Origin of the sequence: Alistipes ihumii AP11 (genome assembly GCF_025144665.1) — a bacterium.
GTDB classification, from domain to species: domain Bacteria; phylum Bacteroidota; class Bacteroidia; order Bacteroidales; family Rikenellaceae; genus Alistipes_A; species Alistipes_A ihumii.
Genome location: NZ_CP102294.1, coordinates 1,689,756 through 1,707,387 on the forward strand (window position 1 = coordinate 1,689,756; position 17,632 = coordinate 1,707,387).

At 60.8% G+C, this 17,632-nt stretch carries 12 protein-coding genes; 6 read left to right on the forward strand and 6 right to left on the reverse strand.

Features of this window, described 5'->3' with window-relative positions; all coding sequences use genetic code 11:
* The first annotated feature begins 400 nt into the window (after window positions 1-400).
* The gene (gene efp, locus NQ491_RS06875; RefSeq protein ID WP_026089691.1) at window positions 401-970 is read left to right on the forward strand and encodes an elongation factor P; all 570 of its coding nucleotides are present in this window, start codon (window positions 401-403) and stop codon (window positions 968-970) included.
* A gap of 461 nt (window positions 971-1,431) precedes the next feature.
* Window positions 1,432-2,526, forward strand: coding sequence for a hypothetical protein (locus NQ491_RS06880; protein ID WP_019246192.1), 1,095 nt, complete (start codon window positions 1,432-1,434; stop codon window positions 2,524-2,526).
* A gap of 264 nt (window positions 2,527-2,790) precedes the next feature.
* Here NQ491_RS06880 and NQ491_RS06885 read toward each other — a convergent pair whose 3' ends face one another.
* Together NQ491_RS06885 and NQ491_RS06890 are read right to left on the reverse strand one after the other, a co-directional pair.
* Complete coding sequence (locus NQ491_RS06885; protein ID WP_019246193.1) at window positions 2,791-3,126, reverse strand: hypothetical protein; 336 nt, start codon at window positions 3,124-3,126, stop codon at window positions 2,791-2,793.
* A gap of 337 nt (window positions 3,127-3,463) precedes the next feature.
* Window positions 3,464-4,855 (reverse strand): aminopeptidase P family protein, encoded by a 1,392-nt coding sequence (locus NQ491_RS06890; protein WP_019246195.1) that lies wholly within the window; start codon window positions 4,853-4,855, stop codon window positions 3,464-3,466.
* A gap of 500 nt (window positions 4,856-5,355) precedes the next feature.
* Between NQ491_RS06890 and NQ491_RS06895 the strand changes: the two genes are divergently transcribed.
* The 4 genes from NQ491_RS06895 (at window position 5,356) to ruvB (ending at window position 9,974) form a co-directional block, all read left to right on the forward strand.
* Complete coding sequence (locus tag NQ491_RS06895; protein WP_019246196.1) at window positions 5,356-7,497, forward strand: Tex family protein; 2,142 nt, start codon at window positions 5,356-5,358, stop codon at window positions 7,495-7,497.
* Window positions 7,498-7,712: 215 nt separating this feature from the next.
* Window positions 7,713-8,321, forward strand: coding sequence for a polysaccharide deacetylase family protein (locus NQ491_RS06900; RefSeq protein ID WP_019246197.1), 609 nt, complete (start codon window positions 7,713-7,715; stop codon window positions 8,319-8,321).
* 5 nt (window positions 8,322-8,326) lie between these two features.
* On the forward strand, window positions 8,327-8,926 hold the full coding sequence (locus NQ491_RS06905) for a UbiX family flavin prenyltransferase (protein ID WP_019246198.1): 600 nt from the start codon (window positions 8,327-8,329) through the stop codon (window positions 8,924-8,926).
* Between the two features lie 43 nt (window positions 8,927-8,969).
* Complete coding sequence (gene ruvB / locus NQ491_RS06910; protein ID WP_019246199.1) at window positions 8,970-9,974, forward strand: Holliday junction branch migration DNA helicase RuvB; 1,005 nt, start codon at window positions 8,970-8,972, stop codon at window positions 9,972-9,974.
* Between the two features lie 503 nt (window positions 9,975-10,477).
* Here the strand turns inward: ruvB and NQ491_RS06915 are convergent.
* The 4 genes from NQ491_RS06915 to clpB form a co-directional block, all read right to left on the reverse strand.
* Complete coding sequence (locus NQ491_RS06915; protein WP_019246200.1) at window positions 10,478-10,795, reverse strand: DUF3467 domain-containing protein; 318 nt, start codon at window positions 10,793-10,795, stop codon at window positions 10,478-10,480.
* 580 nt (window positions 10,796-11,375) lie between these two features.
* Window positions 11,376-13,961, reverse strand: coding sequence for an adenosylcobalamin-dependent ribonucleoside-diphosphate reductase (locus NQ491_RS06920; protein WP_019246201.1), 2,586 nt, complete (start codon window positions 13,959-13,961; stop codon window positions 11,376-11,378).
* 131 nt (window positions 13,962-14,092) lie between these two features.
* Complete coding sequence (folB, locus tag NQ491_RS06925; RefSeq protein ID WP_019246202.1) at window positions 14,093-14,470, reverse strand: dihydroneopterin aldolase; 378 nt, start codon at window positions 14,468-14,470, stop codon at window positions 14,093-14,095.
* Between the two features lie 518 nt (window positions 14,471-14,988).
* On the reverse strand, window positions 14,989-17,586 hold the full coding sequence (clpB, locus tag NQ491_RS06930; protein ID WP_019246204.1) for an ATP-dependent chaperone ClpB: 2,598 nt from the start codon (window positions 17,584-17,586) through the stop codon (window positions 14,989-14,991).
* Window positions 17,587-17,632: the final 46 nt, after the last annotated feature.

Sequence of the window (17,632 nt, forward strand, 5' to 3'; positions counted from 1 at the left end):
GGCGTCTTTTCCGGTGAGGCGAAGGGCTGGAGCATCGGGAAAATAGCGGTTGCGTATCGATTTTTGCTCAGGCGGTTCCGGGGTATTCCGTCGGAAAGGGATCGGGCGCATGGTTGGGATCGGAATCTCTCGACTACGATGGTTCTGTGATTCCGCTGTCTCTTGGAACAAAGAGCGACATTTTACCGATAGGTACAGAATTAACGGCCGTTCTGAGAGCCCTGTACCTTAGCTGGCAAGGTGTTTTCTGCCCTTTTGTTTCGGAACTCCGGATTGTTTCGACCGTTGCGGGTCGCGAGCGCCCGGCTGTTTCGTCCTTTCGGCGGCCCGCGTCCGGAAAGCGCGGTTTTCGTTTTTGGAGAAAAAGAATTATTTTTGCAAACTAAAACTATCTAATACAATGGCAACCACAGCTGATATCAAGAACGGGATGTGCATCGAGCTGAACGGCAAGACGTTTTCGGTCGTCGAATTCCTGCACGTGAAGCCCGGCAAAGGTCCGGCTTTCGTCCGCACCAAACTGAAGAACCTCGAGAACGGCCGTATTCTGGACAAGACCTTTTCGGCCGGCGAGCGGATCGAGCCGGTCCGCGTCGAGCGCCGTCCCTACCAGTATCTCTACGAGGACGATCTGGGCTGCAATTTCATGCATACCGAGACGTTCGAGCAAATACACATCGACCGCAACCTGATCGAGAACTCGGATCTGATGCGCGAGGGGCAGATCGTCGAGGTCATGTTCCATACCGAGAAAGAAACCGTACTGTCGGCCGAGCTGCCTCCGATCATCGACATGGAGGTGACCTATACCGAACCCGGCGTCAAGGGCGATACCGCCTCGACGAACTCGCTGAAGCCCGCGACGGTCGATACCGGCGCGACGATCCGCGTGCCGCTGTTCATCCAGACCGGCGAAAAGATTCGCGTTGACAGCCGCACTCGCGAGTACAGCGAGCGAATCAAGGAATAACGAGGCTTGCCGGCTCTGCCGGGCCATATCCGAGAAGCGCGTCCGATAGTCCGGGCGCGCTTTCTCGTTGGTGAACGGGAAACGGTTTTCTCTTTTTCCCCCGATTTTGCCGTCCATCCGGTTGCCGAAAAGCGGTCTTGATCCGGCGGGATGTTCCTTTCGGCTCGGCTTCGTCTTCGAACATCGTTTTTCGGAGGCACGTTGCCCGTGCCGTGGCGGGAAATCCTGCGCGCCGCTCCGTCCCGGAAATAGAATTTCGACGGGACCGACTCGTTTCGGTGCAAGGCAGGGTTAGACCGATGAAAGAATGGAAAGACATGGAATTTTCGGGGGGAACGAGGAAATGTAAGCCGAGGGATTCGTGGCCAAAACGAGTGCGATTCGTGCGGCAGTATTTGCGATTTATTTATCCAGGAATTATATTTGAGCGATTTTTAATATAAACTTAAAATCCAGAGGAAATGATGATGAAAAACACACTGAAGACGCTGAGCCGATTCGCCGTGTGCTTGATGATGATCGGGGCGGTGGCTTGTTCCGACGACGAACCGGGCGGAGGTGGTCCCGGCGGCGGCGAAGGCGGCGGCGGTGAGGGCGAAGGCGGGGGTCCTTCGACTCCCGAGCTGACCGAAGGCATTTCTGCCGAAGGCTATTACAAAGGCGACGCATACGAAAAAGGGACGGGCAACTACTGGATCAATTTCGTAAGCGAGGATATGGAGTATGACAACGAGGAGGATACCTACTACGGTCCCGGCTTCATTCTGTGCGTCGACTTCAATTCCGTGCTGGCGTCCAACCCCGATCTGGCCGTTCCCCAGTCAGGCTCCTATACGATCGGCGAGAGCGCCGACTATCCCGCCTTCTCGATCAACTCCGATTCCTACGATACGTACCTGAACCGGTACGACGCGAACGGAAACGTGACCGAGACGAGCTTTACGGCGGGTACGATGGAGATCGCCTACGAAGACGGCATCTATACGATCGAATGCAAAATGACGACGGAGAGCGAGGAGGAGTACGAGTTCACCTATGTCGGTCCGATTCCGTTCTATAACCGTGCCGGCGAGGGCGAGATGAGCAACCTGACGGACAACGTCGAGATCAGCGGTCTGACTCAGGGCATGGCTCTGTACGAGCCCGAGGCGTTTACCACGACCTCCGACCTTTACATGGTGATTCTGGCGGGCGAAGACTACGACCTGGAAACCAACTTCGGTCAGGCCGACGCGCTTCAGATTTCGGTCAATGTAACGCCGGGTTCGAACGACGGTATTCCGACGGGGACTTATACGATCGTTGACATGAACGAGGTCGACGACCTCGAGCCCGAAACGGCCATCGCCGGACTTTACGAATATGGCGGCTATTACGGCACATGGTACTACTCGACCGGCAAGCACATCGAGTCGGCTATGAAAGAGGGAACCGTCGAGATCGAGAACGAAGGCCTCGATTTCTATACGATCAACGCTACGTTCAAGGACGGATACGGCCATCAGGTGAAGGCCAGCTACAGCGGAAAGCTGCTGTTCGCTACCGTCGAGTATTGATAGACTCTGCCTCCCCGTTACGGGGATTGCAGATAGAACGCTCGGAATAAGGGCTGCCCGGAATTTTCCGGACAGCCTTTTTTCTTGCGTTTTCCAGGCGGAAGCTCAGGGGCGCCGACATGGTCCTGACCCCGTTGGGTGTTACCGCGCGGATGCGCGACATGGCGGAAGTCCGGACCCTTTTCCCCGTCCTTGCGGAAAGATCGGTTTTGATGCGGGACGGCCCGAAAGCTGCCGATGCGGAAGGGAATCGCCCGGTCCCGGTCAATCTTCGAGGCGGCCGCTTGAGTACAGGCGTTCCTCGTCGCCCTGCTCCTGAGCCACGAGTACCGAATCCTCGAACCGGAAGAGCGTGTTGACGGCATACCACGATCCCATAAATTCCTTGTAGTAAAGCGTTTCATGCAACACGCCGTGTTCGTCGCGGAAAAAGCTCTCTTTGAACGGCCGACCGAACTGTTCGACGAATTGTTCCTTGGTCATGCCGAGACGAACCGTCTCGCTCGTAAACCGGCTGTTGGCGGTAGGAGCTATGCTCAGTGCGCTACAGCCGCAGATCAGCGGCAGGCAACAGACGACGGAAAGCCATTTCGTTTTCATGGGCCTTGTGTTTTTATGTCCGACCGGTACGGCTCGTACCGCCGCGATCGGTTCGTTTTCGGACCGGAGTCGACCGTGATCCCGCTCGTCGTTCGATTCGTGTCCTCCTTGTTTTTCAGCTTGTACGAGCGTCTATGGCGGGGTGCGACCGTCGTCGCGGAAACGGTATGGCGTTCCCGTTCGGCCCGGCCGTGTTTTCCGCTTATCCGCTTTGACGGAAACCGGCGATCGACCGTTCGGCCCGTGGCCCTGCCCGTTCGTTTCGGACGGACCGTCGCGCGGGCGTTTCGCCCGTCCCTATCCGTTCCGGGGACCTGCTTTTTCTGACGGTTTTCCGTCAGTCGTTCATATATTCTTCGATCTGGGCCGTCGTGACCGGCGGACGGTTGCCGCCGAGCAGCCGGTTGCCGAAAGAGGTGATCAGCATGTCGTCCTCGATCCGGATACCGCCGAAGTCGAGATATTCGCGTACTTTGGCGAAGTCGATAAAGCCGCCGCCCAATCCTTCGCGCTCCCACTTCTCGATCAGCGCGGGGATGAAATAGATGCCCGGCTCGACGGTGATGACCATGCCCTCGCGCAGCCGCTTGCCCATGCGCAGCGACGACAAGCCCGGCGTCGAGCTGCGGAGCGTCTGTTCGTCGTAGCCGACGTATTTTTCGCCGATGTTCTCCATGTCGTGCACGTCGAGCCCCATTTGGTGGCCCAAACCGTGCGGCATGAACAACGCCTGAGCGCCGACGGCTACTGCCTCCTGCATGTCGCCCCGCATCAGGCCGAGCGACTTGAGGCCTTCGGCGATCACGAGCGACGCCTCGTTGTGCATCCGATAGTAGTACGAATCGGGACCGGCCAGCGAGAACGTGCGGTCGTTGGCCGCCAGCACGATGTCGTACACGTCCTTCTGTTTCTGCGTGAACCGGCCGCTGACGGGAAACGTGCGCGTGAAGTCGCTGCAGTAGTTCATCGTCGTCTCGGCTCCCGCGTCGACGAGCATCAGACGCCCGCTGAGCAGCGTGCCCTCGTGGCAGTGGTTGTGCAACGTCTCGCCGTGTTGGCTGACGATCGAGAAGAACGAGACGCCGGCTCCGTGCTGCAGCGCGATGCTCTCGATCGCTCCGGCGATCTCGCGCTCGACGACGCCCGGACGGCACATTTTCATAGCCATGCGGTGCATCTTGCTGCCGATCTCGCAGGCCTTTTCGATCTGGTCGATTTCGTCGGCGTCCTTGATCTCGCGCAGCGCTACGACCGCCTTGGCCAGCTCGACCGAGGCGTAAAGCGGAACCCGCTCGGGCGCGAGACCGAGCAGCCGGGCGATCTGCAGCGTCGTTTCGCCCCGGTAAGGAGGCAGGAAATGGACCTTGCGCCCCTTGGCGACGGCCGCTTCGATCCGCTTGCCGAGCTGCGACAGCGGCAGCGTCTTGCCGATGCCGACCTCCCGGGCCTGCTCGTCGAGGGTCGGTTGCGGACCCATCCAGATGATGTCGTCGATCGTGTAGTCGTCGCCGTAGAGCGTTTCCTCGCCCGAGTCGATATCCATCAGCCCTACGTAGTCGGGACGGTTCAGGCCGAAGAAGTATAGGAAGGTGCTGTCCTGACGGAAGCGGAACTGATTGCTCGGATAGTTGGCCGGCGACTCTCCGTTGCCCGGCAGCAGCACGAGGCCGCCCTCGATCCTCTTTCGGAGCTCGCTCCGGCGGCGGACGTATGTTTCTTTGCGGAACATGATGCGTATGGTTTTTTATTAGATTCTTGTCTGTTCGCGCCGTTCGGGGCGGAAGGCCCGCGGAAATCGGCGATGCGTCTCCAAAAGTAAGCTTTTTTCGGGGGAATCCGAAGCGATTCGACATAATTAACCGCGCGCCGGCCGGATATGAAATGTTCGTGCGGTCGTTTTGCGGAGCAAAGCCGCGCATCGACGACGGCTCCGCTTCCTGCCGTATATGCCGACCCGCGCCGTATCGGATCCGTTGCTCTAAGGCACGATCGAATATTTTGACCGATGCGGGGGAAACGGGTTGTCCGGGATTTTGGAAATCATTCCTTTTTGTCGTTTCCGGCCCCCGTTTCGTCGGGAGGCGGCCGGTGCAGGGATCGGAGGTTTTACGGCTTGATCCCGGCGATCCGTAGTCTGTTCTCTTCGGGTAGAGCGAGACGGGCAGCTTTCGTGTTCGGCTTTTCCGAAATATTTTATTCCTTTGTCTTTTCTGTATTCATAACGGAACGATGACCGATACCGACGAACGAATGATCCGGGAGATTGCCCGGTTGTGTTCGCTGCCCGAGTCTCGGGTCGAGCGGACCGTGACCTTGTTGCAGGGAGGGGCGACGATCCCGTTCATCACCCGCTACCGTAAGGAGGCGACCGGTGGGCTCGACGAAGTGCAGGTGGGAGCGGTCCGCGACCGGCTCGAACGTCTGAACGCGCTCGAAGCGCGCAAGCGGACCGTCCGCTCGGCGATCGAGGCGGCGGGAAAGATGACCGGCGCGCTGAGCGCGCAGCTCGACGATTGCTGGGACGGCGACAAATTGGAAGATCTCTATCTGCCTTACAAGCCCAAGCGGCGTACCCGGGCCGCGGCGGCCCGCGAAAAAGGGTTGGAGCCGTTGGCTGCGCTGCTGATGCGTCAGGACGGCAGCCAGCCCGAGCGGCTGGCCGACCGTTTCGTCCGGGGCGAGGTCGCCGACCGGGAACAAGCGCTTGCCGGAGCCTGCGACATCGTGGCCGAGTGGGTCGCGGAAAACGCCCGGGCCCGGGAAGCGGTCCGCGCGGAGTATGCCCGTGCGGCGGTCCTCTCGTCGCGGGCTGTCGCCGGCAGGGAGGACGAGGGCGCTAAGTATTCCGACTATTTCGGCCGCAGCTTTCCGCTCCGGCGGATGCCCTCGCACCGGTTGCTGGCCCTGTTTCGCGGAGAGCGCGAGGGATTTCTGAAACTGTCGCTTTCTCTCTCCGACCCCGAGGCGCCGGTAGCGCGGCTCGTACGGATGTTCGTCCGGGGCGATTCCCCTGCGCGGCGACTGGTCGAATCGGCCGTGCGCGACTCTTTCCGGCGGCTGATCGTGCCGTCGATCGAAAACGAGTGCTTTGCGACGGCCAAACAGAGGGCCGACGACGAGGCGATCCGGGTTTTCGCCGACAATCTGCGGCAATTGCTGCTGTCGGCCCCGCTCGGCCGCCGGCGCGTGCTGGCGATCGACCCCGGTTTCAGGACCGGCTGCAAGACGGTTTGTCTGGACGAGCAGGGGGCCTTGCTGCATTACGAGACGATTTATCCTCATCCGCCCCGGCCGCAGGCCGACGAGGCGGTCCGGAGGCTTTCGGCGCTTGTCGGAACCTACCGGATCGAGGCGGTCGCCATCGGCGACGGAACGGCCGGACGCGAGACCGAACGGTTCGTGCGCGGCATCCGGTTCGGCCGGGAAGTGCCGGTGTATATGGTCAGCGAGGACGGGGCGTCGGTCTATTCGGCTTCCGAGGTCGGCCGCGAGGAGTTTCCCGACCGTGACGCGACGGTGCGCGGGGCCGTTTCGATCGGCCGGCGGCTGATCGATCCGCTGTCGGAGCTCGTCAAGATCGATCCGAAGTCGATCGGCGTCGGGCAATATCAGCACGACGTCGATCAGGGCAAGCTGCGGCGCAGCCTCGACGAAACGGTCGAAAGCTGCGTGAACCGCGTGGGCGTCAACCTGAATACCGCTTCGCGCCATTTGCTGGCCTATGTGTCGGGGCTGGGGCCCGCGCTGGCCCGCTCGGTGGTCGAGTATCGGGCTGCGAACGGCGAGTTCCGCTCCCGGCGCGACCTGCTGAAAGTGCCCCGGCTCGGAGCGAAGGCATTCGAGCAGTGCGCGGGCTTCCTGCGCATTCCGGGAGCGTCCGATCCGCTCGACGCGAGCGCCGTGCACCCCGAGTCCTACCCGGTCGTCGGGCGAATGGCTTCCGATCTGGGGGTGCGCGTCGCCGATCTGCTGTCGAGCGCGGAGCTTCGCGCTAAGATAGACTTGCAGCGCTACGTTACGGAGCGGACGGGGCTGCCGACGCTGAGGGACATTCTTTCCGAGCTGGCCCGTCCCGGACTCGATCCGCGCGGCGAGGCCCGGATTTTCGAGTTCGCCGACGTGCATTCGATCGACGGCCTGCGCGAGGGCATGGTACTGCCGGGTATCGTGACGAACGTCGCCGCTTTCGGCGCCTTTGTCGATATCGGCGTCAAGCAGGACGGGCTGGTGCACGTTTCCGAGCTGTCGGACCGCTACGTCGCGTCGCCTTCCGACGCGGTGAGGCTCCGTCAGCAGGTCCGCGTGCGCGTCGTGTCGGTCGACCGGCGCCGGGGACGCATCGGCCTGTCGATGCGGGGATTGGACGGCTGAGGCCGTTCCTGCGCGTCGCCGCCGTTTTGACAATTCGTCCGAAAGCGTTTACTTTGCGGAAGTTTTTCGGGCGGTTCGCCGATGGCCGGATTCGCGCTATGCCTCGAGGTGTCCTGCCGGACGGACTTCCGCCGCCGGACGAAGCCGGATCGAGCCGGGAGCCTCGGGAGTCGTCGCAACGTTTTCTTTCCCGCCCGAGATGAACAGAACGAGCTATGTATATCAGTCCGCCGAACTTTATTCGCCGCATATTTCCGTCGCTGATCTGGACGATGCCGGAAACGGACCGGGTCTACCTGACCTTCGACGACGGCCCGACGCCCGGCGTGACCGAGTGGATCGTCGATCAGCTGGCCCGTTACGACGCCAAGGCCACGTTCTTCTGTCTGGGCAAGAACGCCGAGCAGCATCCCCATCTGTTCCGGATGCTGGTCGACGGGGGACACCGCATAGGCAATCATACCTACAGTCACCAGAAAGGCTGGCGGATGAGTCTGGAGCGCTATCTGGAGGATGTCGACTTCGCCAACGGGCTGTTGCAGACCGATCTGTTCCGTCCGCCTTACGGACGGATCAAGCCGTCGCAGGCGCACCGGCTGAGCGAGCGGTATCATATCGTAATGTGGGATGTGCTGAGCCGCGACTACAGTCATCTGATTTCGCCCCGCACCTGCCTGCACAATGTGACGAAGCATGTCAAGGGCGGGTCGATCGTCGTGTTTCACGACTCGGTCAAGTCGTTCCGCAATTTGCGGTACGCGCTGCCCCGCACGCTCGATTTCCTGTATGAAAGGGGGCTCAAGTGCTCCGTGATCGAATTGTAAGGATTATGAGGAAAACGAATCCGAAACGCCGCATCGTCGTGGCCGTGACCGGGGCGAGCGGCTCGCTTTACGCGCGTCTGCTGTGCGGGCGGCTGGCCGCTTCCGAAGCGGTCGGCGAGATCGCGCTGATCGTGACCGGGAACGGGCGGCGGGTCGCCGCCTACGAGGACCGTACCGACTGGATGGACGATCCGCGCTATACGCTGTACGACGACAGCGACCTGTTCGGAGCCCCGGCCTCGGGCTCGGCCCGTTACGACGCTATGGCCGTCGTGCCTTGCTCGATGGGCATGGCGGGGCGCATCGCCTCGGGCGTGTCCGACTCGCTGGCGAGCCGTGCGGCGGACGTAATGCTCAAGGAGCGTCGGCGGCTGGTGCTCGTCACGCGCGAGGCTCCGCTCGGCACGGTTCACCTGCGCAACATGACCGCCCTGTCGGAATGCGGCGCGGTGATCTGTCCCGCCTCTCCTTCGTTCTACAGCCGTCCCGGCACGATCGAGGAGCTGTGCGGTACGATCGTCGATCGCGTGGCCGGCTTGCTCGGCGTCGAAGTGCCGCGTTACGAGTGGGGACAGGCTTCGCCGGGCTCGGAATTCGGCGAATAATGCTTATCTTTGCTTTGCGGGGAGCCTCCGCCCCGTCCGTTCGATGAAAGATATCCGCAACATAGAGACCGACCTCGATTTCGAGAACAAGATCCGTCCGCAGCAGCTCGAAGCGTTCAGCGGACAGGACAAGATCGTCGATAACCTGCATGTGTTCATTCAGGCCGCGCTGATGCGGGGCGAGGCGCTCGACCATGTGCTGCTGCACGGCCCCCCGGGACTGGGCAAGACGACGCTCGCGAACATCATCAGCAACGAGATGGGGGCTTCGCTGAAGATGACCTCGGGCCCGGTACTCGACAAGCCGGGCGATCTGGCCGGTCTGCTGACGAACCTCGGCAGCGGCGACGTGCTGTTCATCGACGAGATTCACCGGCTCAGCCCGATCGTGGAGGAGTATCTGTACTCGGCCATGGAGGACTACAAGATCGATATCGTGCTCGACAAGGGGCCGAGCGCCCGCTCGATCCAGATCGAGCTGAATCCGTTCACGCTGATCGGGGCCACGACGCGCAGCGGGTTGCTGACCAGCCCGCTCAGGGCCCGTTTCGGCATACAGTGTCATCTGGAGTACTACGACAGCCGCGTACTGAGCGGCATCGTCCGCCGTTCGGCCTCGATCCTGAGTATTCCGATCGACGACGAGGCGGCCCGCGAGGTGGCTCTCCGCAGTCGGGGCACGCCTCGGATCGCCAACGCGCTGCTGCGCCGCGTGCGCGACTTCGCGATGGTCAAGGGTGGCGGCCGGATCGATCTGGAAATTACCCGCTATGCGCTGAATGCGCTGAATATCGATTCCCGCGGGCTCGACCGTATGGATAACAAGATTCTGCGCACGATCATCGACAAGTTCGGCGGCGGCCCGGTCGGGCTGGGTACGATCGCGACGGCCGTCAGCGAGGATACGGGGACGATAGAGGAAGTGTACGAGCCGTTCCTGATCAAGGAGGGCTTTCTGAAGCGTACCCCTCGCGGACGCGAAGCCACCGAATTGGCCTATACGCATTTGGGGCTCGTTCCTCCGGCATCCGAGCGGACGCTGTTCTGATGCTTTCCGCTCGCGCGGTTTTCGGTCCGGGGCAGATCGAAACTCCGTCCGGAATCGTTTCGGGCGTGTCGGAAATTTCTTTCGTCTTGGGATGGCCTGGATGCCGTTCCTGCAATTTTACCCGCTTTTTGTTGCGTCGCGTCCGTCCGATGTGTTCGGGGATGGCATGAAAAACCCGTAAGGCGGGCTTATCGTTTCGTCGCGGCATCCGTATTCGCCGTTCCGGCTCGGTCCGACGACCGCGCGATAAAGCGGGCCGAATCGTCGGTCTCCGTCGGCTCGTGACTCAGGGACCGTGCGACGGACGAATCTTCCGGGCCGGTTTCCCTATGTGCTTACCGTTCCATTGATGTGTCGCCGTATTTCGGCAGCGGACGAAAAACCGCCCGGGAGACGTTTGGCAACCGCCCGCGGCCGGAACATGGCTTTCTTTCGACTCGGACGACGGAGTCTTCGGCGGATTGCTGCCGTTCGTTTCCGGCGTTCCGGAACCGTTCGCCGTGTCAGGCCTCTCCTCCCGGGAAGCTCATGGCTTGTTTTATTTCGTCGGCAGACGAGCTGGGGATCGGGATCGGGCCGATCGAGTTTTCGTAGCGGGCGATGTTTTCGTGGAGCGAGAGCAGAAGCCGTTTGGCATGTTCGGGAGCCAGCACGATCCTACTCTTGACCCGGGCCTTGGGCAGGCCGGGCATGATCCGCACGAAGTCGAGCACGAATTCCGAGGTCGAGTGCGCGATGACGACCATGTTGGCGTATTGGCCCTCGGCCATCTCCTCGCCGAGTTCGATGTCGATTCCTTTGGAAAGTTCGTTTTTCACCATATGCCGTATACCCTACTGTGATTTCCGGTAAAAATAGTGTTTTCGTCGAGGCGGTTTTCGGCTCGTTGCGGCAAATTATCGGATATTTATTAACATTTCCGGTCTGTCGGCCCGATCGGACGGGGTTGATTGCCTCGACGCTGCTTCGGGCGGCGTGTCGCGAACTTTTCCGAGGCCCGGCTTTCGTTTGCGGTTTGTTCGGCCTTCCGGAGCCGGCTTTTGGTTCGGGCGGAAGACCGTCCCGTCCGCGCGCTTTCTCTAATTCGGTCGCTCGGGCGGGGAGTTTTCATCCGGTCGTTTTCCCGTCAGGGGAAACATCGGAAGGAAAGTTTTGTGGGGACGATAGCTTTCGCCCGCTTACGGGCGGCCGGCTTCGTTACAGGCCGTTCCGTCGTTACGGTGCGTTTCCGCGACTCGTATTCTATCGGGAAGCAGCCTGCCGGTTGCAGGCGGAATAATCACGTTGTCTGGCAGCGCAGGTCGGAATGCGAGACCGATTTCCCGATCCCGGTGTGAATTGTAAAAGCGCTACGGCAACCGGCCGCAGCGCTTTTCGTCTCTTCCGGAGAACAAAGGCGGGCTATCCGCACTTGGAGTAGCCGCAGCTCATGCAGACCGGACAGCTGTTCTGGTAGACGAGCGTCTCCTGTCCGCAGTTCGGACACTTTTCCTTGACTTTCGTGCCGTTGGCGATATACTGCTTCAACGCGCGGGCCACGCCATTCTTCCATGTATTGATGCTCTCGCTGTCCAGTTGGAGCGACTCGATCAGCGTCACGACGTCCAGGATCGGCATCCCGTTGCGCAGCACGCCCGAGATCAGCTTGGCATAATTCCAGAATTGCTTGTCGAACAGTCGGGAGATGCCTCCGATCGTATTCGTGTAGCCGTACTTGTCTTTGTACTGGAAGTCGTACCGTTTGCGACCGTCGCTGTCCACGACCTTGAGAATCACCCCTTTCTTGATCTTCTTCGGGATGAACATCGCATCCTCCTCGATCTTGCCGGTGAAGATTTCGTAGGGCCGCCCGTTGTAGATGCCGACGAATGCGATCCAGTCTTCCTCGCCGTTCTTGAAGCGGACGATATCGGCCGTGAGCTCGATCGGACGCTTGCGGGGCGGCCGGTAACCTCCTTCGGCCGCTTCGCCCTCTTCGACTTTGGCGGTTCCCTTTTTCTTCTTTTTCGACTCGACGAGCACGCCGGCGCGCGAGCCGTCCCGGTAGACGGTGACGCCCTTGCAGCCGTGCTCCCACGCTGTCATATAGACTTTCCCGACCAGTTCCTCGGTGACCTCGTTGGGCAGGTTGACCGTCACGGAGATCGAGTGGTCGACCCATTTCTGGATCGCGCCCTGCATCCGGACCTTGCTAACCCAGTCGATATCGTTGGCCGTCGCCTTGTAATAGGGAGACAGCGCGACGAGCTTCTCGATCTCGGCGGCGGACATGCTTTTCACTTCGTTCAGGTCGTACCCGCTGGTTTCGAGCCAGACGAGGAACTTGTGGTGGAACACGTTGTATTCTTCCCACGAGTCGCCCACTTCGTCGACGAAGGTGATCTTCACGTCCTTGTCGCTCGGGTTGACCTTGCGACGACGCGTGTAGACCGGCCGGAACACCGGTTCGATGCCCGAAGTCGTCTGCGACATCAGGCTCGTCGTACCCGTCGGGGCGATCGTCAGCATCGCGATGTTGCGGCGGCCGTGTCGGGTCATCTCCTCGTAGAGAGCCGGATCGGCCTCGCGGATGCGGGCGATCATCGGGTTGTCCTTCTCGCGTTCGGGATCGTACATCGGGAACTTGCCGCGTTCCTCGGCCATGACGACCGAGGCCCGGTAAGCTTCCAGCGCGAGCGTTTTCTGTATCTCGACGGCGAAGTCGATCGCCTCGTCGGTCCCGTAGCGCAAGCCCAGCGCGGCCAGCATGTCGCCTTCGGCCGTGATGCCGAGACCCGTGCGGCGGCCCTTGAGCGCCTTTTCGCGGATTTTTTCCCACAGGCTGTGTTCGACGTGACGGATGTCCTCTTCCTCGGGGTCCTTGGATATCTTTTCGATGATGGCCTCGATCTTCTCGAGCTCCAGATCGACGATATCGTCCATGATGCGCATCGCGGCCGCGACGTGGCTCCTGAACTTGCCGAAGTCGAACGACGCCTCTTTCGAGAACGGCTTGTCGACATAGCTGTACAGATTGATCGCCAACAGGCGGCAGCTGTCATAAGGGCAGAGCGGAATTTCGCCGCAGGGATTCGTCGAGACCGTCCTGAAGCCCAGATCGGCGTAGCAGTCGGGAACGGACTCGCGCAGGATCGTGTCCCAGAACAGAATGCCGGGTTCGGCCGACTTCCATGCGTTGTGGACGATCTTGTTCCACAGTGCGCGCGCGTCGATGTCCTTCTCGTACATCGGCTTGTCCGAATCGATCGGGAACTGCTGGTGGTATTTGCGGCTTTCGGTCACCGCGCGCATGAACTCGTCGTCGATCTTGATTGACACGTTGGCACCGGTCACCTTGCCCGTTTCGACTTTTGCGTCGATGAAGTTTTCCGCGTCGGGGTGCTTGATCGACAGCGACAGCATCAGCGCGCCGCGCCGGCCGTCCTGAGCCACTTCGCGCGTCGAGTTCGAATAGCGCTCCATGAAAGGCACGATGCCCGTCGAGGTCAGCGCGCTGTTCAGCACCGGACTGCCGGTGGGGCGGATGTGCGAGAGGTCATGTCCTACCCCCCCGCGCCGCTTCATCAGCTGCACCTGCTCCTCGTCGATACGGATGATTCCGCCGTAGGAGTCGGCCGGCTTGCGGTGACCGATCACGAAGCAGTTCGACAACGAGGCGATCTGCAGGTTGTTGCCGATTCCGGTCATCGGGCCTCCTTGCGGAATCAGATAGCGGAAATCCTTCAGCAGGTCGTATACCTCGCTTTCGGACATCGGATTCGGATAGCGTTTCTCGATGCGCTCGATTTCCCGGGCGATGCGGCGATGCATCTGCTCGGGCGAGTTCTCGTAGATTTTTCCCATGGAGTCTTTCAGCGCGTACTTGCTGACCCAGACCGTGGCCGCCAGGTCGTCGCCCTTGAAATAGGCTTTGGCCGTTTCCACCGCGTCGGTGTACTCGTACTGCTTCAGCGCGCCGGCTTGCTCTTTGTTTCGTTCCGTGGACATGACAGTGTTGCTTGTATTTTAAGAATTTATGACGTTTCGGCAGATATGCGCTCCGGCGCACAATGCGTTACAAGATTACGAACACTTTGGCGGATGTTGAAATTTCGTCAGGGAATCTTATCAAGAAGTTATCAACACCCTTTCTCCTCCCTTTGTTTTTCGAGAGTTACCGAGACTTTCTCGATTTTCCCGCCCAGAGGAGGGGCCATTTTCGAGACCTTGACCCGAACCCGGACGCTTTGCGGAAACCGCTCGCGGATGCGGCCGGCGATCCTTCCTGCGACGTGTTCGAGAATGTGCGACGGAATGTCCATCTGCTCGCGGACGGTCTCGAATACGTCGAGGTAGTTGATCGTCCGCTCGATCCGATCGCTGTCGGCGGCTTCGCCGAGCTCGGCTTCGATCCGCACGCTGACCTGAAAGCGGTTTCCCACCTGCCGCTCCAGTTCGTAGCAGCCGTGAAACGCCTGAAACTCCATGTTTTCCAATTCGATGACGGTCAGTGACATGATTTGCGGGTTTGTTAAGGTGCGATATCGTTTACAAAGAAATGGAAAACGGCGGTACGAAAACGGCAAGCGTCCCGGAAGTTATCCACATTTTATCGGCAGGGGTCCGCTTTCGCGGCTTCCGGAACGTGCGCCTCCGATTTCCGTAAAGGACGTTGCGGGTCGCGGGAATCGTTCCCTTATGGCGGTACGGGCGGCAGACATGGCGAATCGGGTCCGGATCTGTCGGTCCGTCGTGCGCCGGTAGCCGGAGCTGACCGTCGACCCGCTTTTCGGCCGGCGATGTCTGTCCGACCGCATGCGGCCGCTGACGGAAAGGTCGTCCGGAACGGAGTCTGTCGGGAAAGGAAGTCGGGCTTCGGCTCGGTCCGAAACCCGGTTTTCCGGTTCTTTGCTGCGGAAGGAGCGGCCGCGCGCGTCGATCGGCATGTTCCGAAAAACGAACATGCCCCGAGGCATTCGCCCCGGGGCATGCAAGCCTTCGGTTTCAGAGTGCAGCAACGCTCTTACCGCTATGTTCAGTTGCCGAATTTCAGTCCATCCTTTCCTGCGTCGACCGTAATGACGCTGCCCCGGTCGATCCGGCCGGCGAGGATCTCCTTCGACAGTTCGTTGACCAGATAGTGTTGCAGCGTCCGCTTGATCGGCCGCGCGCCGAACATCGGGTCGTAGCCCTGCTCGGCCAGCCAGTCGACGGCTCCGTCGGTGACCGACAGCGAGACGTTGTTCTGGGCGAGCATCTCGTTGATCTGCCTGATCTGCATCACGACGATCTGCCGTACGTCGTCCTTCGTCAGCGGCGTGAACATCACGATTTCGTCGATCCGGTTCAGGAACTCGGGTCGGATCGTCTGTTTCATCAGGTCGAAGACCTCCTTTTTCGTCTCGTCGAGCGCGCTCTGCGGCACGGAGTCGTTCGTTTCGGTAAACTTCGACAGCTTATCCATGATGATGTGCGAGCCGATGTTCGACGTCATGATGATGATCGTGTTGCGGAAGTCCACCGTCCGGCCCTTGTTGTCGGTCAGCCGGCCGTCGTCGAGCACCTGAAGCAGGATATTGAACACGTCCGGGTGCGCCTTCTCGATCTCGTCGAGCAGCACGACCGAATAGGGCTTGCGGCGCACGGCCTCGGTGAGCTGGCCGCCCTCGTCGTAGCCGACGTATCCCGGAGGCGCTCCGATCAGCCGCGAGACGCTGTGGCGTTCCTGATACTCGCTCATGTCGATACGGGTCATCATCGTGTCGTCGTTGAACAGGTACTCGGCCAGCGCCTTGGCGAGCTCGGTCTTGCCGACGCCCGTCGTGCCGAGGAAGATGAACGATCCGATCGGACGGCGCGGGTCCTGAAGTCCGGCCCGCGAGCGGCGCACGGCGTTCGATATGGCCTCGATCGCCTGATCCTGACCGACGACACGGTCGTGCAGTTCGCTCTCCATCTTGAGCAGCTTCTCGCGTTCGCTCTGCAGCATCCGGCTGACCGGTATGCCCGTCCAGCGGGCCACGACCTCGGCGATGTCTTCGGCGTCGACCTCTTCCTTGATCATCGCGCCGGCCTCGGCGTTCTTCGATACTTCGGCCTGCAGGCCGGCGATTTCGTTCTCGGTTTCCCGCATCTTGCCGTAGCGGATTTCGGCCACGCGTCCGTAATCGCCGTTGCGCTCGGCCTCGGCCGCCTGCACTTTCAGGTCGTCGAGCGCCTGCTTGTTCTTCTGTATCTTCTCGAGCACGTCGCGTTCGCCCTGCCATTTGGCCCGAAGCGTCGTCCGCTTGGCATTCAACTCGTCGATCTCGCGCGTCAGCTCCTCGATCCGGCCCTGATCCTTCTCGCGGCGGATCGCCTCGCGCTCGATCTCGAGTTGCCGGACCTTGCGGTCCAGCTCGTCGATCTCCTCGGGAACCGAGTTCATCTCGAGCCGCAGCTTGGCCGCCGCCTCGTCGATCAGATCGATCGCCTTATCGGGCAGGAAGCGCGATGTGATGTAGCGGTTCGACAGTTCGACCGACGCGACGATCGCCTCGTCCTTGATCCGCACCTTGTGGTGGTTCTCGTAACGTTCTTTCAGACCCCGCAGGATCGAGATCGCGTCTACGGTCGACGGCTCGTCGACCATGACTTTCTGGAACCTTCGCTCGAGCGCCTTGTCCTGCTCGAAATATTTCTGGAACTCGTCGAGCGTCGTCGCGCCGATCGCGCGCAACTCGCCTCGCGCCAGAGCCGGCTTCAGGATGTTCGCGGCGTCCATCGCGCCGTCGCCCTTGCCGGCGCCGACCAGCGTGTGGATCTCGTCGATGAACAGCAGAATTTCGCCTTCGGCCGAAATGACCTCCTTGACGACCGCTTTCAGACGCTCCTCGAACTCGCCTTTGTACTTCGCTCCGGCGATCAGCGCACCCATGTCGAGCGAGTAGACCTGCTTGCTGCGCAGGTTTTCCGGCACGTCGCCGTCGACGATCCGGTGCGCGATGCCTTCGGCGATGGCCGTTTTGCCGACGCCAGGCTCGCCGACCAGAATCGGGTTGTTTTTCGTCCGGCGGGAAAGTATCTGCAATACGCGGCGTATCTCTTCGTCGCGCCCGATTACCGGGTCGAGCTTGCCTTTGCGCGCCTGCTCGTTCAGGTTGATCGCGTACTTGCCCAGCGCGTCGTACTCCTGCTCGCTGGTCTGGCTGTCGACCGTCGCGCCTTTGCGCAGCTCTTTGATTGCGGCGACCAGCTCCTTTTCGGTCGCTCCGGCATCCTTCAGCAGCCGGCTCGCCTCGCTGCGTTCGGTCAGTATGCCGAGCAACAGATGCTCGACCGAAGCGTACTTGTCGCCGAACGTCTTCGTGAAGTCGCCCGCTTTTTGGATCGCCTCGGAGCTTTCGCGCGAGAAGTAGACCTCGCCGCCCTCGACTTTGGGCAGTCGCTCGACCTGCTGCCGCAGCACGCTGCGTAGCGCGCCGACGTTGACGCCCAGCTTTTGCAGCAGGAAAACGCCCACGCTGTCGTCCTCGGCGACGATCGCATCGAGCATATGCAGCGGCTCGACGGCCTGATTGCGGTCCGATCGCGCGAGGTTCATCGCGCTTTGCAGGACTTCCTGCGCTTTGATGGTCAGATTGTTGATGTTCATATTTTCGTCTCCTTTCGTTCGTTTTCCGATTTTGTGTCGAAAACCC